This is a genomic window from Phocaeicola acetigenes (genome assembly GCF_027529745.1).
Classification (GTDB): Bacteria; Bacteroidota; Bacteroidia; order Bacteroidales; family Bacteroidaceae; genus Phocaeicola; species Phocaeicola acetigenes.
Window position 1 is genome coordinate 364,633 of sequence record NZ_JAPZVM010000003.1, and the last position, 23,389, is coordinate 388,021.

Genomic DNA, 23,389 nt, shown 5'->3' on the forward strand with positions numbered 1-23,389 from the left:
TAGTTCAACCTATATCTGTACCGAGTTTCTTGCTATTTACATACACCGACTTCGGCAATGCCCAAAACCTTTTCTGCACCTTGAATACGAGGAGCACGGAATTCGAAATAACGTGCTTTTACCGGAGTAAAGTATACAGACTGAAGAATCGGATTGTTAATGATATTCGAGAATTCTCCACTCTTTACCAATTTGTTCACAGCAGTCGGTTCATTACCCACACGCAGCTCGTATGTCAATGCCATGCCTCCAGCCGTTCTATCCTGATTAGGCAGATAGTGGAAAGAAGAAATCATCTGCTCACTTCCCAAGTCGATCAGAATCTTATCACCTTTCACCATACAAACTGTTTTTTCGTCTTTATCTGATGCCTTGACTGCTTCTTCTTTATCTACTTCTGCCAGTGTAAACGGCAAGCTTTCGATTTTTCTTGTCGTTGCAGCTACTCCTTCATCAGCTTTTTCACCTGCATCGTATACACCAATGCTGCTCAGACACAAAGGACCGCGTGAATCAGTGATACGTATACGGATAGCTGTAGAGTTTACAGATTCGAAGCGAAGCAGACGCTTGTAACCGATAGTAGTTGTTTCCTCATTCATTCGCACAGGCAACCACTGATCACCATCCTTATATTCTACCACAAACGATTTTACACGCTGTCCGAGTGGAATATATTCCTGCAACAGCATACGGTTCATACGCTGAGCTTTCGGGAAGGTAAATTCGATATCGGCAGTTGTTACGCTATCTTCTGTGGCCCAATAAGTATCAAAGTTATCATCAGTCAGTGCAGAAGCTACAAAATCACCTCCACGTTCGTTAGAAACCTTCGGTGTCATACCAGCTACCAGGTTAGTCTTCAGCTCCTGAAGAATCATTTCATGGAACTTCACCGCATTGGCAGAGTCAATCGGATGAATCAATCCGTTCCGGTCTACCGGGAAATTCAGAAGCAAAGTGGCATTATGACCTACACTACGATAATAAAGATCTACAAGCTGCTCCGGAGTCTTCACCAGACTATCTTCTTCCGGATGATAGAACCATCCCGGACGGATAGATACGTCACATTCGGCAGCTACCCACTGGTTACCATCCTCATGTCCGTATTGCAACTCATAATATCTGGGATAACCCGGATACACTTCTCCCTTGCGTAAGAACGACCAGTTGGTAGCACCGGCAAAACCATTCTCGTTACCTACCCAACGACAGCCAGGGCCACCATCAGAGAACACAATAGCTTGCGGCTGAATGCTATCCAGCATCTCATAAATCTTAGGATAATTATAGTAATTCTTACGATCGATAGTACGCATATCCTTGGCACCACCATACCATCCGTCTCCACCATTTGCACCATCAAACCATACTTCGAACACATCCCCATAATTAGTCAGCAAATCACGAAGCTGCGCATAGAAATAAGGTAAGTATTCCGGTGTACCATAGTTAGCTTGATGTCTGTCCCAAGGTGACAAATAAACGGCAAATTTCAATCCATACTTTCTGCAAGCCTCTGCCAGTTCTTTCACTACATTTCCCTTACCGTCTTTCCATGGAGAGTTCTTCACACTATATTCTGTTCCTTCGAAAGGCCACAAACAGAATCCGTCATGATGTTTCGCAGTCAGGATAACCCCTTTCATACCTGCCTTGACAAGTGTTTGTGCCCACTGTTCACAATCCAACTTTTTTGGATTAAAAGTTTTCGGATCACTATCTCCATATCCCCACTCACGGTCATTAAATGTATTCAAGCCAAAATGAATAAACGCATACGTTTCCATTTTCTGCCATTCCACCTGCTTTGCTTCCGGTATCGGATATACAGGTTGTGGAGCTTCTACATGCTTGGAAGCACAAGAAAACAAAAGAGATGTAGCCGACAACGCCACTGATAGAGTTAATAATTTCATGATATTGATAGATTTAAATTCATCACAAAAATAAAATAAAAAAGCGGTTCCCCAAAAGAGAACCGCTTTTCATATAACGATATTGCAAATTCAAATTACAATTTTGGACCAGCAGCAACCAATGCTTTACCAGCTTCGTTACCAGTGAACTTAGAGAAGTTCTTGATGAAGCGAGCAGCCAAGTCTTTAGCTTTTTCTTCCCACTGGCAAGCGCATTCGTAAGTATCGCGAGGATCCAAGATCTTAGGATCAACACCCGGCAATTCTGTCGGAACTACGAAATCGAAGTAAGGAATAGTCTTAGTAGGAGCTTTTTCGATAGATCCGTCCAAGATAGCATCGATGATACCACGAGTATCACGGATAGAGATACGTTTACCTGTACCGTTCCAACCAGTGTTTACCAAGTATGCTTTAGCACCAGTCATTTCCATCTTCTTAACCAATTCTTCTGCATATTTAGTTGGGTGCAATGACAAGAAAGCAGCACCGAAGCAAGCAGAGAATGTCGGAGTCGGTTCAGTGATACCACGTTCTGTACCAGCCAACTTAGCAGTAAATCCTGACAAGAAGTAGTACTGAGCCTGTTCAGGGTTCAAGATAGATACAGGAGGCAATACACCGAATGCATCAGCAGACAAGAAGATAACTTGTTTTGCGTGAGGACCCTTAGACACCGGTTTAACGATGTTTTCAATGTGGTGGATAGGATAAGAAACACGAGTGTTTTCTGTTACGCTCTTATCAGCGAAGTTGATTTTACCTTCAGCGTCAACAGTAACGTTTTCCAACAAAGCGTCACGTTTGATAGCGTTGTAGATATCTGGTTCAGATTCTTTATCCAAGTTGATAACCTTAGCGTAGCAACCACCTTCGTAGTTGAATACACCTTCGTTATCCCATCCGTGTTCGTCGTCACCGATCAACTTACGTTTCGGGTCTGTAGACAAGGTAGTTTTACCTGTACCAGACAAACCGAAGAAGATAGCTGATTCAGTTTCGTCCATGTTAGTGTTAGCAGAGCAGTGCATAGAAGCGATACCACGCAATGGGTTGAAGTAGTTCATCATAGAGAACATACCTTTCTTCATTTCACCACCGTACCAAGTGTTCAGGATAACCTGTTCTTTAGTAGTCAAGTTGAATACAACTGCAGTTTCTGAGTTCAATCCCAATTCTTTGTAGTTTTCAACTTTAGCCTTAGAAGCGTTGTAAACAACGAAATCAGGTTCGAAGTTTTCCAATTCTTCTTTAGAAGGACGGATGAACATGTTAGTTACGAAGTGAGCCTGCCATGCAACTTCCATGATGAAACGAACTTTCAAACGAGTAGCTTCGTTAGCACCGCAGTAACCGTCAACAACGAACAATTTCTTGTTTGACAATTCTTTTGCAGCCAAAGCCTTCAATACATTCCAAGTTTCTGTAGTTACAGGCTTGTTGTCGTTTTTATATTCTTCAGAAGTCCACCATACAGTATTTTCACTTGTAGCGTCTTTTACCAAGAATTTATCTTTAGGAGAACGACCAGTGTAGATACCAGTCATTACGTTTACTGCACCCAGTTCAGTTTCCTGACCTTTTTCAAAGCCTTCCAAACCTGCTTTTGTTTCTTCAGCAAACAATACTTCATATGAAGGATTGTGTACGATTTCTACGGTACCAGTGATACCGTATTTGGTAAGATCTAAATTTGCCATTGTTTCAAATGATTAATTTGGTTATTATATCAAATGTTTAGTTTTTACTTTTCAAGTCTTTGACTAAGAGATTGTCTTTTCATCATCTCCTTGTCTAAGGCGCTACAAAAATAGTAGTTTTCTTTCAAACAAAGAAGTTATTACAGAAAAAATTCCGTAATACTGAAAGATTTATACTTGTGTAACAAATCTGCCATTTCCACATAGCAACTATGAAATCATTCCAATCATCGTATCATGGTTTTCCCACACTTTCACAGGTCTTTTCTTCTCATCTGGACATACCACACATGGCCTGCTTCATAAAACAATGTGCCCAAAACACCCATGGCAATACCTTTCCACCACCCTGTACACAGATCAAATATACAGATTACTCCATACACCAATCCATAACATCCCAAAAGCAAACAGAAATCCCGGATACTGTTTTTATAACTTTCTTTTATCAACCCTTTCATATACGGCATAGAACCTCAATTAAAATACAGCCCGTATACCACACATCAATTCGCTTGTATTAAACTTCAACTGATAGGGGTCATCCAAATCGGAAGTAGAACTTTCACCTTGTGATTCTACTTTAAATTCCTTTATATTATAAGCTCCCCAATAAGAGAGAGCACCGAATATATCCAGACGAGGAAGTAAACGATAGGCAATTTCAAGACGACCATTTACGCCCAAGGCATGCGCTGTCACTTTATACTCTGTAGTATTTTGCCATCCTTTATTTGCATACCATAAATAACCTGCTCCTATTGCTACAGACAAGGTCCATCGCTCGGCAAAATGCTTATCTGCCTTTAACTGAGGAGCAATATAGTTTACAGTAATATCTTCTGCCACCATATCCCCCTCTACCGTATAATTACCAGAAGTAGAAAGATTGGAAAACAGCACTCCAGCTTTCCAACCATCAAAACAATAGAAAGCATCCACACTTCCCGTAATGCCTCCCTTATAATTGCCACGATAATGCAACCCATAAGGAGACAAATTGGAATTAAGCAACCAGCCGTATCCAAGACCAGCAGAAATTTCCACTCTTTCTTTCTTCACTGACGATTCCTGTGCTTGCAGAACAACAGCTCCTGCAAATACCAAGAGGAGCAACATAACTAACTTCTTCATAAACTCAACATTTTATTTATATAGTGTTTATATCTATCTCCGAATAAAGTTATTAATTAACAACAAGAAAATCAATAGTATAAGTATTTTTTTACATTTCCCCTAATAAACAGCCATCTATAAACCAAATTCAACTATCAAAAAGAAACATTTAAACCAGCAGGAAGAAGAACCTTGAATAAACTTATTAAATATAATCAAGATTCTTCACCCTGCTAAAAGCAATATAAAGAAAGGTCAATATACTTTTAAGAGAGATTTATTGAACACACCAAAGCAATATGCTATTAGCTGAGACTTCTATTGCAGAACTAAGAATTTCTTTATCCTGCTGAGACAAATCAGATTCAGCAATTATAGACAAATATCCTCTTACATATTCATCAAGCTGACTTTCTGAAGTGCATGAAGATGCATTCTGAACAAAATCTTGAATTACATCCAAAATATTTGAATAATCCGGATAATAAGTTTTAAACAAAGCAATTATACTTTCAAGGTCTTCACATCCCTTCATATCCTTATTCAATTGTTCTATTACATCTTGTCTTATATTCTTCGAAACATGAAGCCCCCTTTCCTCAACGCACGCAATCGTTTTATCAACTATATACGAACAAGGTTTACTTAATATATCTTCATCTTCCTTATATATTTCAGAAATAATACTATTATGCATACTTCCAAAATTATTTCCTTCAAAGTTAATTACACGTACATATCCATCATATGTTACTGCCTCATTAATTGGAGGAAGCGGCATCTCTTCATCTAAATTGGGAGAGTAAGCCTTTTGAATCGGATTAGTATTTACCATTGGGAAAGAGGCATAATCGAATGGCCTTAAAGTCAAAGAGTCAGTAGGAATCATTACAAGACGAATATGTCTTTCATCTTCATATGAATGCATCTCAGCATTCATAAATTCATCCCCCATCGCAGCAAATAAAACAGAATTTCCAATACCTCCTACTAAAGCTCCAACACCTCCAAATAGTGAACCAATAGCAGCTCCAGCTCCATCAGCACCAAAAATGCCACATAATCTACGCCAAAAGCCACCTCTTCTACTGTCTAGATATGGGGATATATCAGTATTCAGACAGTGCGGTTTTCAACATTGTATACTCAAACATATTTTTCTGAACAACTTCTTTTTCAGAAGGTTCTGGAAGTGCTTGCTTGGTACATGAATACAAACCGCAAGCCATAATAGCTAAAATTAAAAATAGTTTTTTCATACCGAATAATTAATTTAAAGTAAAACAAATATTCAAGACCATATTGACCTGCGCAGATTCAATACTTTTTTTATTTCATAAAGTTACCCCATAAGAGATTTCCTTCTTTATCCTTAATATAGATAGTATATTCCCCTTTCTGATAAGAACTCAGATCTACATATACAGATTCAGGGAAAGGAGTTGTTACTTCCTTCTGATACACCACTCCTTCCGGACCAACTACTGTAATAGTTACATCTACTCCATTCAGAAAATGAACACCTAACAAAGAGTTGTTCATATCGGCATGTACCGGTATTTCCTGTTGAGGAACATTGGGATCTTTCACTTTCTTTGCCTGTAACTTCACATCAATGGCATTGGTTTCCAAAACCCACAGACACATTCCCCAAAGACATAAACTAACTTGTGCTTTCATACATGTTATCTTTAAAGTTTCTACCCCAAAATTAGTAGTAAACATCCACTTCATAGGTAGACAAATAGGGGACAAATCCATATTCATCACCTTCATCAATCATACTATAAATCAAGGTAATAACTGTAATTTCACTTATAAAAAAAGGGGACAAATAGTCTCATGAGGGCTTTACAAGAAAAATCACAGTATCAATAAGCTTTTAAGAAGTCATCTAACGCTATATCCAACTTCAGTTTATCGTGTTTGATACGATATTTCCTTTTCTTGAAAGCCTCATCCATTATGCCCAAGAGATAACAAATATCCTGATTTCTTATTCCTACTTTTAAAAGACAGCATATACACACATCAATCTGACTCAAAGTTGGATAATCTTTTTGTAAACGGCAAGCAAATTGATTGTAACAGGCATTGACAGCCGAAAGTAACTGTTCAATCTCCATTGCTGAAAGTCTAATTTGGCTTGCTTTCTTGTCTTTCTGAAGAGCAGGTAATTCACAAATATTCTCAATATGCCTTATTACCTCATTCATATGGAAAAAGCGTTCCTTCCAAACAGCTTCTTTCTCCAGTATTTCCTGTTTGTTTCTCTGTAACTCGTACTCTTTCTTTTGTTTATACCTGTTGTATATACCATAAAATACGAACAATAAAGCAATCGCTACTAAAGCTACTACCAATACCAATATTTTCATACGTTGCTCTTTCGCTTTCAGTCTGCCATTTTCATTCTGCATCAAGGAGTAGTCATACTTTTGCTGCAATTCCCCTAAACGGTTAGTTTCTTCCTTTTTCATAAAGGAATCTACACTACAAGCATACAACTCATGAAATCGTAACGCATCCTCATAATGTCCCAAACGCTTTTCAAGTTCGTACATCGACAAAGCATAAGCCGCTTTCTTTCTGAAATCAGCATCATTCCTACCTTTCTCTATATACAACCGAGCCGAATCCACTTGCTGCAAATCCAAATAAATATCTCCCTTTAACGCAAACACCGTTTTCCTAAAAACAGAATCTTTCCAAAAAGCAAGACTTCTATCAGCCAGTTCCAATGCTTTTTCATATTTATGAATCTTCCAGCAAAGAACGGAATAACAGTGGTTTAACCAGCCTAATTGTTTACCTCCTATATTTTCCGCATAACTAATAGCTTTCTCCAGTTTTTCAGAAGCCAACTGATAATCACCATTAGAAAGATAGCCCCAACCCATTTCACCCAAAACACTAATTATCATCGCCGTATCCCTATTCTGTACAGCATATTGACAAGATAATTCCATTTTATTCAAAGCCAATGTATACGGCTTCTCATCCTGTAACAAACATCCCCAGTGGTAATACAACAGACTCAGAAACTTATACTCACTGCATCCTTTGGCAGCACTGCCGGCTTTCTGAAAATAGTCCAATGCACGATGGCGGTCATAACGGTCACGACAGACCTGTGCCATATAGAAACAGCTTTTCGATTTGCGTAGCGAGTCAGCAGTATCGCTATAATATTCCACGGCAAAACGAATCAGTGAATCTCCCTCCACCGGTATATAATTTTTATAACAAGCCTGTGTATAGAGCAAAGAATAAAGTGCACGATTTCTCCCATACAGTCTGTCCGGGTGCTCCATTTTCGTCAAAATCTGCCAGGCACTGTCAGCCTGATGCTGCAACAGTTCCTCTATCTTCTCCAGCTGACGATAGATATATTTTTGTCTATATTGCCAACCACCGATTCCTGCTACCAGTACCAGCAGCAACAATGCATATATCGCAATTCTACTTACTCTCATATCTTATCCGGATAAATCCCCTGTATTCTTCAAATATAAGAAATTCCCATAAAAAAGAAACAAAAAAACTCTGTATATTTGCGGCATAAATATGTAGCAATCAACTTATAAAAGAAACAAGACATGAAAATTGTAGAACTAAACCAAAGCAACACTATTCTAAACCGCTATCTGGCAGAGATCCGAGACATACATATACAAAAAGACAGCCTGCGCTTCCGCCGCAACATTGAGCGAATAGGAGAAATCATGGCATACGAAATCAGCCGTGACCTGCCTTATCATCCATTGGAAGTACAGACTCCGCTTGCCCTGGCTACCGAAAACGTACCTGCTATCCAGCCTGTAGTGGCCACTATCCTGCGTGCCGGCTTACCACTACATCAGGGATTCATCAACTATTTCGATCAGGCAGAGAATGCCTTTGTTTCGGCATTCCGCAAATATATCGACGAAGACCATTTCGACATTCATATCGAATACATCGCCTCTCCTCGTCTTGACGGAAAAACACTGATTATTACCGACCCTATGCTGGCTACAGGAGGTTCAATGGAACTGGCTTATAAGGCACTGCTTACCAAGGGAGAGCCGGCACACATCCACGTGGCTTCAATTATCGCAAGCCGTCAGGCAGTAGAACATGTAAAAAAGACTTTCCCAGCCGACAAAACGACCATCTGGTGTGCAGCAGTCGATCCGGAATTGAACGCTCACTCGTACATTGTACCGGGACTGGGTGATGCCGGAGACCTTTGCTACGGAGAAAAAGAATAAAAAAGAAGCGTATCAGCCTTTCTTTCCTCAAAAGACTGATACGCTTCCTTATTTCAAACCTGTCCCCTATAAACAATTGCTATTACAACAATAAATAAAGGTCGAAAAACAACAATATTCTCGACTCAACAATTATTATATAGACAAATCTGTTAAAAAATTGATAATCTGCATGAAAGTCCCTATTTTTAGGGAAAATGCAGATTTATGATGAAACGTTTACCTTTCCTTCTATCTATATTATTAGTTCCCCTACTTCTGTACGGAGCTTCACCTGTACACCTCAAATATGTAGAACAAAAAGTAAAAACCCTTTTGTCAATTGACAATCCAGACAGTGCACTTTGGTGCTCCGTCAGATTTATCACCAGAGACGACTCCCTCAGCAATGAAGAAACCGAACAGCTATTTGCCAAATGGGTTTTCCCGTTTGCCGACACGCATAAAGCAAAAGTTTCAAACCTCACATTTGCTGTCATTTACCGAAGCCGGGCACTAACAGTATCAGCTCTGAACCGTCTCGATGAATACCGCAAACACATGGAAACCTCCTATCAATATATTAACCAAGTGGAAGATAGCGGTTACCAAAATCTACTCCAAAAAGGAGCAATCTGTTACAACTATGGTTACATGCAGCTTACGATGGGAGACATAACGACAGCCCATAAAGTCTTCTACCAATCTATACGGGCCGCAGAAAAAGTTCAAGATTACAATAAAGTGATGGATTGTCTCTATGCCATGGCAATCTACTATAGCCAAACATTGGATACCAAACAATTGGATCAGATTCTTGCAGAGATGCAAAAGTTTTCCATCCAAGCCGGTAATAAGATACAGCCGAGGGCACTTTACTCATGGTATTCTGTAGCAACAGCCCGTTATTCAATCGAAAAAGGAAATCCAGCCTTCCGAGATTCTGCCATGTTATATTCCAGGAAATCTATTGACCTTATTGAACGCAATTGGGAAGAATTCAGGCGAGGCCCTGTAAATGCAGCATGGAGCTATTATAACCATGCTTTGTTTTTTACAGACAAACCATTTATCAATGAAGACAGTGCTTCTTATTATCTGGAAAAGGCAAGAGCTGTACCATTGCGTATGAAAATGGAAAGACATGAAGTTGCTTTGAATATCCACTGTGCATACGCCACACTCTACAAAAGCCAGAGCCGTTATTCCAAAGCTCTTCAGGAGTTCAAGGCTGCACTCTGCATGATGGATGCCGATACCATAAACAACGGTATCCGACAAGAACGGCTGGATGCTTACACCAATATAGTAGATATCTATTCTATTTTAGGAAATTATAAAGAAGTATCTCTCTATCAACAGAAAATAATCGACTACCATCAAAAAGTATACAATCACCAACTGACTCAGCAATTAAAAGAGATATCAGCCAAGTTCAATGTGGAGAAAAAAGATCTGGAGTTACGCAATATGCAAGAGAAGGCACATCAACAAACCATCATTTCACGGCTATTAACTGCAGGGCTCATTGCTACACTCGTCATTATTTTGTTTGTTATCTGGATTTATCTATTACACCGCCGGCGTTTGGAAGACCGGCTCTATCAGGCTGCCCTCGAAGCTGAAATGCATCTTCAGGAACTGGATACAATCAAATCACAATACACCAGTCTGAAAGAAGTAGTCAATGCCCAGCAGATTTCGCATCTTTTTGAAAAAGGTCTTGAAAAAATGAAAACCATTGTAACTGAAGCACAGATAGAAGAATCCATTCGCAATGAATACTTAAAGCGCCTTTCTGCAACCAACCCCAACAATCTGGAGCAGCAGTTTGCCACTTCTCTACCTGCCATGACACCCATGGATGTCAAATACATCCTCTGTTTCTATCTGGAATTTGAAGCACGAGACATTGCCACAATCTTCAATGTAGAACCGGCAAGTGTATATACAGTGCGTTACCGTCTACGTAAAAAATTCAGAGACAATCCAGCTTTTCAGTTCCTCATGCGCTGATATTCATAGGCTCAAAACGTGTTTTATCTATATTTGTCTATTTTTTTGACTGGGGAATGGGGCTAATTTTGTTTGCAGAAAACAAAATCAGTCTCTTTATGTCGGATATCTATCATTCTAATCTGGAACTTACCGAGCTGTCAGTTTCAATAATAGCGAAAAAACTAAGCTTAGCCATCGCACATACAGAAACAAAAATCAGCGATGAGCGAAAAGCTGAATATCTTGAGCGGCTTGCATCTTATCAACGCAAAAATGAGCTGATCAAAGTAATACAGCAATGCTATGATGTACTGACCAATACCGATATAAGATACTTGCTATGTTTCGCAATTGAAATGGAATATACCGACATCGTCAAACTTTTTCATGTGGAAAGAAGTTCAATTTACACGGTGCGATATCGTATTCGGAAAAAATTAAAAAGCTATGGCGGTGCAGTTGCCTTATTATTATAAAAAGTAAAAACACTTCCTTTGGCATATACTTTATTATTCACTTAAAATACTAATCGCTTATGAAAAAGTCTTTTTTTATCCCAGTTTTAGGATTTGCAGTAGCAACGATGTTCATCTCCTGCGGCGGTGGAAGTAAAGCATCTTCTTCCGGTCCCTTGGGCGAAATACCCGGTTTAATCGGTGAGTTCGAAAACCTTTCAAACAAGAAAAAAGAGGAGCTGAAAAACACTAAAGACCTCAAAGTCGTAGAAAAACTCATGAACGAAATGAAAGAAGCCGAAGGAAAGCTCAAAACAGACATAGAAGCCGCCCTTCCCACAATTAAAGGCAAAGAAATTACTACCGAAATAGATCCGGCATTGCCTTTAAAAGTAAGCAAGCCAATGAAAATTGAAGCAGCAGAAGCTACCAGAAAATGGATAAAACTAACCGGTGAACTGGAATTGACTGCCAAAGCTATCGGTTTCCATTCTTACCAACCCACTGATGCATTCGAACTCGACAAGTTATATGCCGTATTTTACGACAATGACGGGAAATCTTTTGCCTCAGACGGTATATTAAAGGATATGAGCAGTGAAGCAATGCCTGCCGGTTCGAAAGTCCCAGCCGAAACCTATATTCGAATCAAGGCATACAACGCAGCATCAATGGGTAAACTATCTAAACTCATTATTACCTTAAAAGACAGTGAAATCTACAAACAGGCGAAAGCCGCAGAAGACGCATTAAAATCTTCTTCTGAAAAAGAAAAATAAGATGAAAGAATTTCTTACTTCCAATATACTGCCTTACTGGCTGATATTTGCCCTGGTAGCAGCTTCCCTGATTATAATGTTATGGGGATTGCGTACCCAAAGGCCCAAAGTTTATCTTCGTCCGGTTTTAGGATGTATGCTCCTAGCCACCGTCCTCGAATTAAGTATTTATTGGGGAATAGGAAACAGCGCATTATGGTGGTGCACCTCCAGTGAGTACGGCTTCTTTGCCAAACTGCTTCGTCTCATTCCGTTTGCCCTATTTCTGACTATGCAGGTAGCCATGATTTGGATAGGCAAACTGTTTATCGAAGCCGCTATTGAGAAAGAATTCTCTATAAAGACCACTTTCTGGGGAATTCTGTTATCGTTTCCTATAACATTGGTCATCGTCATCTTATGCAAACTCTTTGGCATGCCCGACGGTCCATTAAGTATCGTATCTGCGGTACTGTTCATCGGTATTTTATCGGCCGGTATAGGCTTCTCCTTACTTAAGAACATCCAGAAAATTGGTAAGCGGGATGGACTTTTGCTTACAGCTTTCTCTGCACTTTGTGTTTTGTCATTAGGAGCTGGCATCATTCTCTTCTTTGTAGCTTTGCTACAGCTATTTCTACAAGTATTAATGGTAGGAGCCGTAATAGGAGCTGCATTCTATTTCTTCTTTGGCAGTGGTTCAAAGATGATGAGTGCAGAAATGAGCAGACAATCCAGTTCCCGACCTGTTTTCAGAGATAACGACGGACATCTCCATTATACCGCTACAAGCCGGGATACAGCCAACCAGCAAATAGCAGACCGAAAAGCAAACAATTAACCTACGCTCTCTCAAAAATAAAGAGTACCGTCCTTCTCTTCTGGAGAAGCCGGTACTCTTTTCTATATCCAACTTATACAATTGTTTCTTACTGCATGAATGTAATCAGTATTCTACCTGCAAACAACGGTCCAACCCATTATTTAATTTCCCAAGTATCATTCGTATCCAGCAGCTCGGCAAAGGTATGATACTTCTTCTTGGCTGCAACCTCTTCAATCTGTGCTTCTACCGCTTCTTCGTAAGTAGGAGCTTCCACATCGCGAATTACACCCAGAGCTATCGGGAAATCCGGTCCTTCCATCAGTGCCAGTTTCAATTGCAACGTATGGTCTTCGCAATGTGCATCGTGTACAAGAATATCTTTCTCCGTGATTCCATTTTCTCCCAGCTTCACAACCTTCAGTCCGAAACCTTCCTGCATCAGTCCAAATTCCTTATTCGGACCAAACAACATCGGTTTTCCATGTTCCAGGTAAATAGCGTTCCGCTCACGGTCTTCCTTCTTTGCCACCGCATTGTGCGTTCCGTCGTTAAATATCACACAGTTCTGAAGTACTTCCACCACAGAAGCCCCTTTATGACGGGCTGCCGCTTTCAGTACCTCCACAGAGGGAGCCATATCCACCGCCACACAACGGGCAAAGAAACGTCCGCGTGCTCCAAAGCACAATTCAGCCGGACGGAAAGGATCTTCTACTGTTCCGTAAGGCGATGACTTGCTGACAAATCCACGTGCCGAAGTCGGCGAATACTGTCCTTTGGTCAAACCATAAATACGATTGTTTAATAGAATCATATTCAGGTCTACATTACGCCGGATGGCATGAATAAAATGATTACCTCCGATAGCCAGTCCGTCGCCATCTCCCGAAATCTGCCAGATGGTAAGATTCGGATTGGCCACCTTGGCACCGGTAGCAATGGCTGCCGCACGCCCGTGAATGGTATGCATGCCATACGTATTCATATAGTAAGGAAGACGGGAAGAACAGCCAATTCCCGAAATTACCGCTATTTCATGAGGAGGAATCCCTAACTCAGCCAATGCCTTATGAAAAGAATTCAGAAAGGCATGGTCGCCACATCCCGGACACCAACGAGGTTGTCCGGCTTTATAATCGGCTGCTGTATATTTTTGTTCGCTCATACTTGCAAATTAAGAATTAAGAATGATGAATGCTGAATGAAAAATGAAGAATAAAGATGACATATCTTTATGCATCACTCTTCATTCTTTATTAATTCCGTAAAAGCCTCTACCAGTTCCTGTACGACAAAAGGCTGGCCTTTTACCTGATTGAACTGATGCAGACGGATACCTTCTATCTTCATACGCAGATAGCCGGCCAATTGTCCCATATTCTGCTCGGCTACTACAATCTTCTTGTAGCGACGCAATACTTCTTCCGTATTGCGGGGAAGCGGATTGATAAACTGGAAGTGAGCCAATGCCACTTTGTATCCACTGCGGTTCAATGTATCCATAGCCGAATGCAAATGTCCGTATGTACCGCCAAAGCCCACAATCAGCAAATCGGCATCTTCCTCTCCTTCCACCTTCAGGTCGGGAATAATATCTGCAATCCGTTCTACCTTCTGTGCACGAAGCTGTGTCATAAGGTGATGGTTTTCGGGCTCGGTAGAGATAGCTCCGTTTTCATTGCTCTTTTCCAGTCCGCCAATACGATGCATAAAGCCTTCCATACCTGGTACAGCCCAATAACGTACCCCGTTTTCAGCACGCTGGAAAGGAGTCCACGAGCCAGCCATTTCGGGCTTCACATAAGGAGGAACAATAGACGGATACTCCTTCAAGTCGGGCAAACGCCATGCCGCAGAACCGTTGGCAATGTATGCATCTGTAAGCAACACAACCGGAGTCATGTATTCCAATGCAATTTTACAAGCCATATAAGCCGAGTCGAAGCAATTGGTCGGCGAAGTAGCTGCAATCACCGGCATCGGACTTTCTCCGTTTCGTCCATACAATACCTGCAACAAGTCGGTCTGCTCCGATTTGGTAGGAAGTCCGGTAGACGGTCCGCCACGCTGTACATCCACAATCACCAAAGGTAATTCGGTAATCACCGCCAGATTCATTGCCTCACTTTTCAGACAGATACCCGGACCGGAAGTTGTAGTAACCGCCAAAGCTCCTGCAAAAGCAGCTCCTACAGCCGATGCACAACCTGCAATTTCATCCTCACACTGTACGGTCTTTACACCCAACGACTTATGCTTTGCCAGTTCATGCAAGATATCGGTAGCCGGTGTAATGGGGTAAGAACCCAGATACAACTGCAATCCGGCCTTTTCCGCTGCAGCTATCAAGCCATAAGCCGTAGCCTTGTTTCCGTTGATATCCATATACCGGCCTTTTTCTTTCTGTTTTTTAGAAGGCACCGTATAACTTGTCGATACGGAAGCGTGCGTATTTTCACCAAAGTGATAGCCGTCATAAAGCACCTTGATATTGGCTTCTGCAATCTCGGGCTTCTTGGCAAATTTTTCATGTAATAATTTCTCACCGACCTTGATATCACGATGGAACAGCCAGCACACCAGCCCCAATGCAAACATATTCTTGGTTCGCATAATGGTTTTATTGTCCAGTCCGCTGTCTTTCAGACTCTCCTTGCACATGGTAGTAATAGCTGCTTCTACCACCTCATTTTTAATACCTAATTCGGAGAAAGGATTTTCCAGTGTGAATTTTGCCTTTTCAAGATCACGGGGTGTAAACGAGTCGGAATCGATGATGATTACCGCCTGCGGTTTACAGAATTTATATTGTGTTTTCAAAGCAGCCGGATTCATCGCTACCAGCACATCGCATTTATCTCCTGGAGTATAGACTTTGTCGGAGCCAATGTGTACCTGAAAGCCCGATACACCGGTCAGTGTTCCTTGCGGTGCGCGAATATCAGCCGGATAATCGGGGAATGTACTGATATCATTTCCCTCAGTAGCCGATATATTGGAGAACATATTTCCGGCCAACTGCATACCGTCGCCCGAGTCACCGGAAAAACGTACTACGACATCTTCCAACTCTTTGACAATCATTTCTTCTGCCATAATATATTATTTAAAGTTCACAAATTCGATAAACGCAAAAATGGCAAAGTTCTTGCTAAAATCAAAATAAATCAACGCTTATTTACAGAAATGGATAGATAAGAGTTTTTTATACAGAATTATTGGGATATCCATAAAAAAAAGTAACTTTGCAGACACATGGCCTTGTAGTTCAACGGATAGAATAGAAGTTTCCTAAACTTTAGATAGGGGTTCGATTCCCCTCGGGGCTACCTTTTTGTTCCAACAAAAAACAGGAAAGTCCGGCAATGATTCGCACATTGCCGGACTTTCTTATTTTTACCGGAAAAACCGATTAAATTACTTTCAGTTCCTTGCCCACTTTGATAAAGGCTTCGATAGCCTTGTCGAGGTGTGCACGTTCGTGTCCGGCAGAAAGCTGTACACGGATACGTGCCTGTCCTTTCGGCACTACCGGATAATAGAAACCGGTTACGTAAATACCTTCTTCCTGCATGCGTGCAGCAAAGTCTTGAGAAAGTTTAGCATCGTACAACATCACCGCACAGATGGCACTCTGAGTTGGTTTGATATCGAAACCAGCAGCCAGCATCTTGTCGCGGAAGTAAGTTACGTTGTCCATCAGCTTAGTATGCAAATCGTTGCTTTCCTTCAGCATCTTGAACATTTCAAGGCTTGCTCCGATAATGGCAGGAGCTACTGAATTAGAGAACAGGTATGGACGAGAACGCTGACGCAACATAGCAATGATTTCTTTCTTACCGGTAGTGAAACCACCCATCGCACCACCGAATGCCTTACCCAGTGTACCGGTAAAGATATCTACCTTGTCGTATACACCAAACTGTTCGGCTACACCATGTCCGGTCGGACCTACTACACCAGCCGAGTGTGATTCGTCTACCATAACCAGCGCATCGTATTTCTCAGCCAGTTCACAAATCTTGTCCATCGGAGCTACGTTACCGTCCATTGAGAACACACCGTCTGTAGCAATGATGCGGTGACGCTGTGCCTGAGCTTCTTGTAGACAACGTTCCAGATCCGCCATATCAGCGTTGGCATAACGGTAGCGTTTTGCCTTGCAAAGACGTACTCCGTCGATAATAGAAGCGTGGTTCAACGCATCGGAGATAATGGCATCTTCTTCTGTAAAGAGCGGTTCGAACAAACCTCCGTTGGCATCGAAACAAGCAGCATACAGAATAGTATCTTCGGTGTGGAAATAATCGGAAATAGCTGCTTCAAGCTGTTTGTGCAAGTCTTGTGTTCCGCAGATAAAACGTACGGAAGACATACCGTATCCATGAGTATCCATTGCCTGCTTGGCTGCTTCTATCAGGCGTTTGTTGTCGGACAGCCCCAGATAGTTGTTGGCACAGAAGTTCAGCACATCACTTCCGCTTCCCACCTTTATGTCAGCACGCTGAGGAGTCGTAATAATACGTTCGTTTTTATACAATCCGGCTGCTTCTATGCCAGCCAGTTCCTGCGTAAGGAACTCTTTAAATTTACCATACATACCTGTCCAAATTTAAGTTCTATTATTGCAAATATCCGATTTTTTTCCCGAATATCCTCATTCTGCCGGAAGAAAAAGGAAGGGATAAGGAAGGAAAACACAGCCGGTACCCGATTCATAATGCGTCTCCTTGCAGTGGGACGGTCGTCTCCTTGTAATGGGACACTCGTCTCCCTACAGTGAGATGAGTGTCTCACTGCAAGGAGACGGCTGAAAATACCAATACCCAATTACTCCTTCCGCAGAGAAGTATCTTATTTACACTGTAACCCTAAAGTTTTAGGTATAATTCTTGACTCAGACTGACATAAAGACAATTTTTTTCCGTAAGTTTGTATAACTAAAACAAAAACCTACCCAACATGAAAAATATTCTAATTATCGGCTCTACCGGCCAGATTGGTTCGGAGCTGACCATGAAGTTACGTCATATCTATAATGGAAATGTAGTGGCCGGCTATATTCCAGGTGCAGAACCTAAAGGCGAACTGAAAGAATCCGGACCGTCTGCTGTAGTAGACATTACAAATGCACAGCAAATAGCCGATACTGTAGCACAGTATAACATTGATACAATTTACAACCTGGCTGCACTGCTCTCTGCCGTAGCCGAAACCAAACCACAGTTGGCCTGGAAAATCGGAGTAGGCGGATTGTGCAATGTATTGGAAGTAGCACGCGAGAAACAGTGTGCAGTCTTTACTCCTAGTTCTATCGGTTCATTCGGTCCCGGTACACCCAAAGACCAGACTCCACAGGATACACTGCAACGCCCGAAAACAATGTATGGTGTAACAAAGGTAACCGGTGAATTGCTGAGTGACTATTATTTCAACCGCTTCGGAGTAGATACACGTTCTGTACGTTTTCCGGGACTGATTTCTTACGTAACTCCTCCGGGGGGAGGTACTACCGACTATGCAGTAGATATCTACTATTCTGCAGTAAAGGGAGAACGTTTTAAATGTCCTATTGCAGCAGGTACTTACATGGATATGATGTATATGCCGGATGCTCTGCGTGCTGCCATCGAAATCATGGAAGCCGATCCTAGCAAACTGGTACACCGCAACTCGTTCAATATTGCATCCATGAGCTTCGAACCGGACACCATTTATCACAAGATTCAGGAATATATCCCTGAATTCCGTATGGATTACGAAGTAGACAGTCTGCGTCAGGGCATTGCCGAATCATGGCCAAACTCACTGGATGATTCTTGTGCACGTGAAGAATGGAACTGGAAACCGGAATACGACCTGGACGGCATGACACGTGATATGATAGAAAAACTAAGAGCAAGAAAAGATCTGTAAGAAAACGATAAAACCAAAAACTAAAGGAGGCAGGGTTTAGTCATCATAAAACCCTGCCTCCTTTGTTTCTATATTACAAAAGCAAATTTATATGGCAATAGATAAAGGGAGTACGATAATCCTATCCTACCGAACAAAACAAATAAGGCCCAATCCAAAGATTGAGCCTTATTTGTTTATATAGCTAAAAGCTTATGCTTCTACTTCTTTAGTATCTTCCGGCATTTTGTTACCCATAGTAAGGTAAGCAACCGGAGCTGCAACGAACAGAGAAGACAATGTACCGATTACCACACCCAGAATCATTGCGAAAGCGAAGCTGCGGATGCTGTCGCCACCCAAGATAAAGATGCTCAGCAATACAATCAAAGTACTCAATGAAGTATTGATAGTACGGCACAAAGTAGTATTCAATGAATCGTTGAACAGTTTTGCACGGTCACGTTTCGGATACAAGTGGAAGAATTCACGTACACGGTCGAAGATAACCACCTTATCGTTGATAGAGTAACCGATTGCTGTCAGGATAGCACCGATGAAAGTCTGGTCGATTTCCAAAGAGAACGGCATCCAACCATAACACAATGAATATGCACCGATAATCAGTACTGTATCGACAGCCAATGCAACGGTTGCACCCACACTATACGCAATGTTGCGGAAACGGAGCAGGATGTACAAACCAATTACAATCAAAGCCAGAATAACCGACCAGATAGCTGAAGTCTTGATATCGTCTGCAATACTTGGTCCTACTTTCTGAGAACTGATGATAGATCCACCAGCACGGTTATCGCGGTCGATAAAGATTTCGAGAGTAGTACCTTTACCCAACAGGTTGCCTTCTTTCAAAGCATTGTACAAGAACTCTTCGATTTCAGCATCGATAGTAGGAGAATCTTCTTCGATACGGTAGTTGGTAGTTACACGAATGGTCTTTCCATCTGTACCCAACGCAATAGCCTGTACATTGGCATCGCCTACCTTAGGCTGCAACAAGTCGCGCACTGTTTCAGGCTGTACTACCTGTTCGAACTGAACGACAAAGTTACGTCCACCGGTAAAGTCGATACTCTGAGCCAAACCACGTACAAAGAACGATACGATACAAACCAAGATGATTACGCCCCAGATAGTGAACGAACGCTTGGTAATACCCATAAAGTTATAATGTACGTTCTGCATCAAGTTCTTAGACAACTTGGTAGTAAATGTCAGATTCAGCCATTTGTCTTTTGACATATAGTGTTCGTATACCAGACGAGTCAAGAATACGGCACTGAAGAATGAGCAGAGGATACCGATAATCAAAGTAGTGGCGAAACCACGGATCGGACCTGTACCGAAATTGAACAGGATAATACCTGTCAGGATAGAAGTCAAGTTAGAGTCGAAGATAGCAGAGAATGCGTTTCCGTAACCTTCAGCCAAAGCCTGCTTAGGTCCTTTACCAGCTTTCAACTCTTCTTTGGTACGTTCGTAAATCAATACGTTTGCATCCACAGCCATACCCAGAGACAATACCATACCGGCAATACCGGACATTGTCAAGGCAGCCTGGAATGAAGACAGAATACCCAATGTAAAGAAGAAGTTCACAAACAAAGCACCGTTTGCAACCATACCCGGGATGAAACCATACATAGCGCACATATAAATCATCAATACGATGAGAGCTACTACGAATGAAACGATACCCTGGTTAATAGATTCCTGACCCAAAGACGGACCTACGATATCTTCCTGAACGATACGGGCAGGAGCCGGCATCTTACCAGTCTTCAATACGTTTGCCAAGTCTTTAGTCTGTTCCGGAGTAAAGTTACCGGTAATGCTTGACTGTCCTCCTGTGATTTCGTTGATTACATTCGGAGCACTATATACATAACCATCCAATACGATAGCGATGGCACGCTGAATGTTTTTCTTGGTCAATGTAGCCCAACGACGTGCACCGTCGTTGTTCATTGTCATGCTTACAGCCGGTTTGTGGAAGTCGTCGTATGTATCGCTTGCGTCTACTACTACATCACCTTCCAGCGGTGCACGACCGTTACGTTCTGTAGAACGGATTGCATAAAGTTCGAAGATACGGCCTGTCTTGTCGAAGTCAGAAGCAGCTACACCCCACATCAGTTTCAAATCGCGAGGCATTACTTTCTTCACTTCATCCAAACTCAGGATACGGTTTACTTCAGCAGTATCTTTATAGTCGGCATAACCTACTACACAGCTTTCCTTATACTGATTAGGACTCAGAACTGCGAACAACGGATGTTCTTTTTTCATGCGTTCCATATCCACATTGGCTTCTGCTGTTTCACCCTTCAAAGCAGCAGTCAGGCTGTCTTTTGCAGATACGGCAGCAGGAGCAGCTGTAGCAGAATCTGCTGCAACAGTGGTAGTATCCATGCTCAGCACATCGTATGCACGGCTATCGATTGAAGCCAACAAAGAACCCAGTTCACTTACCTTATAAGTTTCCCAGAATTCCAGGTTAGCAGAACCCTGCAAAAGTTTTCTTACACGTTCCGGTTCTTTGATACCCGGCAATTCCACCATGATACGCCCCATCTTTCCTTCCAATGTCTGGATATTAGGCTGAGCCACACCAAAGCGGTCGATACGTGTACGCAATACATTATATGAATTGTCTACTGCAGCTTTTACTTCTTCACGCAATACAGCTTCTACTTCCGCATTGCTGCTACGGGTAGTAATTCTGTCTTTCAACTGCTGAGTAGCAAACAGTTCTGCCAGACTACCTTCGGGAGCCAGTTTCTTATACTCTCTTACGAACAAGGTAATGAAATCTTCCTGGCTTGTTACCTGAAGACGAGCTGCTTCGTCTACCGCTTTGTTGAAAGCTTCGTCGGTCTTGTGATCGGCCAATGCACGTACAACATCTGGTACAGAGACTTCCAAAATCACATTCATACCGCCCTTCAGGTCCAGACCCAACCCGATTTCCATCTCACGACACTGTTTCAGCGTATAACTTCCCAACCAAACCTTTTCATTCTGTATAGAATCAAGGTAGTGTGCCGCACCTTTCGGGTCTTCTGCCGCTTTATTCATATGATAGCGGGTCACGAATGAAAACGAAAGATAGAACACACAGACAAGGGTCAGTAATATCGCAAAAACCTTTACAAATCCTTTGTTTTGCATGTTACTTTAATTTATGATATTTACTTTTTTAATTAATATACGTTTATTCAAGGTTGCAAATATAGTTTTTTTTTCATTTACACAGGGAATGCATGCTAAATATTTAAACATTAGACAATAAAAAAGAATGAAAAGACAAGATTTAAAGGCTTGGAAAAAGCAAAATAACACAAACTACAGCCTCTAAAACAACAGGACGTAAATTTCAAAGATAAAGGACAGATAAACAGAAGAATGGGAACACCAAGGTTTTTGTCAATACTCCAGTATACACCATACCGGATAATGATCGGAAGCAATTATACTGCGGTCGACCTTGCATTGTAATACCCGGAATGCACTTCCGGCAAAGATATGGTCGATACGAAAATAGAAATGATCACGATTGTAGGAAATACCCAGGCCACTTCCTCCTTCGGCATACGCATCTTGCAGTCCCTGCCCGATTACCCGATGGGCGTAAGAAATGGGAGAATCGTTGAAATCACCGCAGACCAGCATAAAAGGAGAACTGTTCCGGGAGATAAAAGCGGCTATCGAATCGGCCTGTACGGCTCTGATTTTTACGGCATCTGCCAGTTTGTGGAGCAACAGTTTCCCTCCTTTTTCCACATTTTTCTGATTTGGAGACTTCAGCAAATGGTTATAAATTTCCTTGTCTTCGCTATTCAATTTATTAGACTCCAGATGGTTATTGACAACAAGCAACGTATCGTCTTCTACTTTCAGCCGATAAAGCATACTTCCATTATTCAGGCTTTCATAAGAAATACGTTCGGCTGACAAAATAGGGAAACGGGAAAAACATGCAATTCCGTTTTCTCCTGCCAACGCAAGATGTTTGTAGTAAGGATAAGAAGAAAGAGCTTTCTTCACCTGCTTATCAAGCGTACATTCTTGCAAACAGATGACATCAGCCTCACTTTTATTCAGATAAGCCAGAATAGAATCTTTACCTTCAGAAAAATTGAAGACATTGTAAGTAAGAAGTTTCAATGTTCTTTTTTGCGATTCCATCGGTTTGTTGATGGGACAATAGGTCCATGTCGCATTCCAGCAGACAAACAAGGTCAGTAAAGGCAACATTGCAAACCAGCGTCTGGCAATCAGCCATAAAAGAAGAAAAGCTAAATTCAGTAAAAAGAAAAATGGGAACAACAGACCGGAACAAGCCCAAATGGAATGTTCTACCGGAGAAATATAAGGGCTGTACGAACAACACAAAAAGCCCAATGATACAAGAATATTTCCTCCCAATAAACAGAGACGCATTATACGTCCTATAGATATCATCT

19 protein-coding genes and 1 tRNA gene are annotated in these 23,389 nt (G+C 41.6%); 7 read left to right on the forward strand and 13 right to left on the reverse strand.

Going from position 1 to position 23,389, the window contains the following annotated elements:
- Positions 1-32: 32 nt before the first annotated feature.
- The 8 genes from O6P32_RS06165 to O6P32_RS06200 form a co-directional block, all read right to left on the reverse strand.
- A complete protein-coding gene (locus O6P32_RS06165) occupies positions 33-1,922 on the reverse strand; it encodes an alpha-L-fucosidase (protein WP_269877459.1) in 1,890 nt (629 codons plus the stop codon).
- A 95-nt stretch (positions 1,923-2,017) separates the two neighbouring features.
- Positions 2,018-3,622 carry a phosphoenolpyruvate carboxykinase (ATP) gene (pckA, locus tag O6P32_RS06170; RefSeq protein WP_178267352.1) on the reverse strand — a complete coding sequence of 535 codons (1,605 nt, stop codon included), beginning with the start codon at positions 3,620-3,622 and terminating at the stop codon, positions 2,018-2,020.
- A 254-nt stretch (positions 3,623-3,876) separates the two neighbouring features.
- Positions 3,877-4,092: a hypothetical protein gene (locus tag O6P32_RS06175; RefSeq protein ID WP_269877461.1), complete on the reverse strand. Its 216-nt coding sequence runs from the start codon at positions 4,090-4,092 to the stop codon at positions 3,877-3,879.
- A gap of 10 nt (positions 4,093-4,102) precedes the next feature.
- A complete protein-coding gene (locus O6P32_RS06180) occupies positions 4,103-4,756 on the reverse strand; it encodes a hypothetical protein (protein WP_269877463.1) in 654 nt (217 codons plus the stop codon).
- A gap of 259 nt (positions 4,757-5,015) precedes the next feature.
- Complete coding sequence (locus tag O6P32_RS06185) at positions 5,016-5,693, reverse strand: hypothetical protein (protein ID WP_269877465.1); 678 nt, start codon at positions 5,691-5,693, stop codon at positions 5,016-5,018.
- Positions 5,694-5,847: 154 nt separating this feature from the next.
- The gene (locus tag O6P32_RS06190) at positions 5,848-5,997 is read right to left on the reverse strand and encodes a hypothetical protein (protein ID WP_269877466.1); all 150 of its coding nucleotides are present in this window, start codon (positions 5,995-5,997) and stop codon (positions 5,848-5,850) included.
- Between the two features lie 70 nt (positions 5,998-6,067).
- Positions 6,068-6,418, reverse strand: coding sequence for a DUF3244 domain-containing protein (locus tag O6P32_RS06195; RefSeq protein ID WP_178267355.1), 351 nt, complete (start codon positions 6,416-6,418; stop codon positions 6,068-6,070).
- A gap of 191 nt (positions 6,419-6,609) precedes the next feature.
- The gene (locus O6P32_RS06200; protein WP_269877468.1) at positions 6,610-8,214 is read right to left on the reverse strand and encodes a hypothetical protein; all 1,605 of its coding nucleotides are present in this window, start codon (positions 8,212-8,214) and stop codon (positions 6,610-6,612) included.
- Positions 8,215-8,337: 123 nt separating this feature from the next.
- On the opposite strand from O6P32_RS06200, the gene upp reads away from it, so the two are divergent.
- From upp to O6P32_RS06225, 5 genes are all read left to right on the forward strand, one after another.
- A complete protein-coding gene (gene upp, locus O6P32_RS06205; protein WP_269877469.1) occupies positions 8,338-8,991 on the forward strand; it encodes a uracil phosphoribosyltransferase in 654 nt (217 codons plus the stop codon).
- 207 nt (positions 8,992-9,198) lie between these two features.
- A complete protein-coding gene (locus tag O6P32_RS06210; RefSeq protein WP_269877470.1) occupies positions 9,199-10,986 on the forward strand; it encodes a hypothetical protein in 1,788 nt (595 codons plus the stop codon).
- A gap of 98 nt (positions 10,987-11,084) precedes the next feature.
- Positions 11,085-11,444, forward strand: coding sequence for a hypothetical protein (locus O6P32_RS06215; RefSeq protein WP_269877471.1), 360 nt, complete (start codon positions 11,085-11,087; stop codon positions 11,442-11,444).
- Positions 11,445-11,503: 59 nt separating this feature from the next.
- Positions 11,504-12,202 carry a hypothetical protein gene (locus O6P32_RS06220; protein ID WP_269877472.1) on the forward strand — a complete coding sequence of 233 codons (699 nt, stop codon included), beginning with the start codon at positions 11,504-11,506 and terminating at the stop codon, positions 12,200-12,202.
- Between the two features lies 1 nt (position 12,203).
- Entirely contained in the window at positions 12,204-13,022 is an 819-nt protein-coding gene (locus O6P32_RS06225; protein WP_269877473.1) for a hypothetical protein, read from the forward strand.
- Positions 13,023-13,161: 139 nt separating this feature from the next.
- Here the strand turns inward: O6P32_RS06225 and O6P32_RS06230 are convergent, their stop codons facing one another.
- Positions 13,162-14,172 (reverse strand): 2-oxoacid:ferredoxin oxidoreductase subunit beta, encoded by a 1,011-nt coding sequence (locus tag O6P32_RS06230; RefSeq protein ID WP_178267358.1) that lies wholly within the window; start codon positions 14,170-14,172, stop codon positions 13,162-13,164.
- Between the two features lie 74 nt (positions 14,173-14,246).
- Complete coding sequence (locus O6P32_RS06235; RefSeq protein ID WP_269877474.1) at positions 14,247-16,103, reverse strand: 2-oxoacid:acceptor oxidoreductase subunit alpha; 1,857 nt, start codon at positions 16,101-16,103, stop codon at positions 14,247-14,249.
- Positions 16,104-16,264: 161 nt separating this feature from the next.
- Here O6P32_RS06235 and O6P32_RS06240 point away from each other — a divergent pair.
- Positions 16,265-16,336: transfer RNA gene (locus tag O6P32_RS06240), tRNA-Arg, on the forward strand.
- An 83-nt stretch (positions 16,337-16,419) separates the two neighbouring features.
- Here O6P32_RS06240 and kbl read toward each other — a convergent pair.
- Complete coding sequence (gene kbl, locus O6P32_RS06245) at positions 16,420-17,607, reverse strand: glycine C-acetyltransferase (RefSeq protein WP_178267360.1); 1,188 nt, start codon at positions 17,605-17,607, stop codon at positions 16,420-16,422.
- A 362-nt stretch (positions 17,608-17,969) separates the two neighbouring features.
- On the opposite strand from kbl, the gene O6P32_RS06250 reads away from it, so the two are divergent.
- A complete protein-coding gene (locus O6P32_RS06250) occupies positions 17,970-18,923 on the forward strand; it encodes an NAD-dependent epimerase/dehydratase family protein (protein WP_269877476.1) in 954 nt (317 codons plus the stop codon).
- A 192-nt stretch (positions 18,924-19,115) separates the two neighbouring features.
- On the opposite strand, the gene secDF is transcribed toward O6P32_RS06250, so the two are convergent.
- Positions 19,116-22,094, reverse strand: a complete 2,979-nt coding sequence (secDF, locus tag O6P32_RS06255; RefSeq protein WP_269877478.1) for a protein translocase subunit SecDF — start codon at positions 22,092-22,094, stop codon at positions 19,116-19,118.
- Positions 22,095-22,349: 255 nt separating this feature from the next.
- Positions 22,350-23,387, reverse strand: a complete 1,038-nt coding sequence (locus O6P32_RS06260; RefSeq protein WP_269877479.1) for an endonuclease/exonuclease/phosphatase family protein — start codon at positions 23,385-23,387, stop codon at positions 22,350-22,352.
- Positions 23,388-23,389 lie beyond the last annotated feature (2 nt).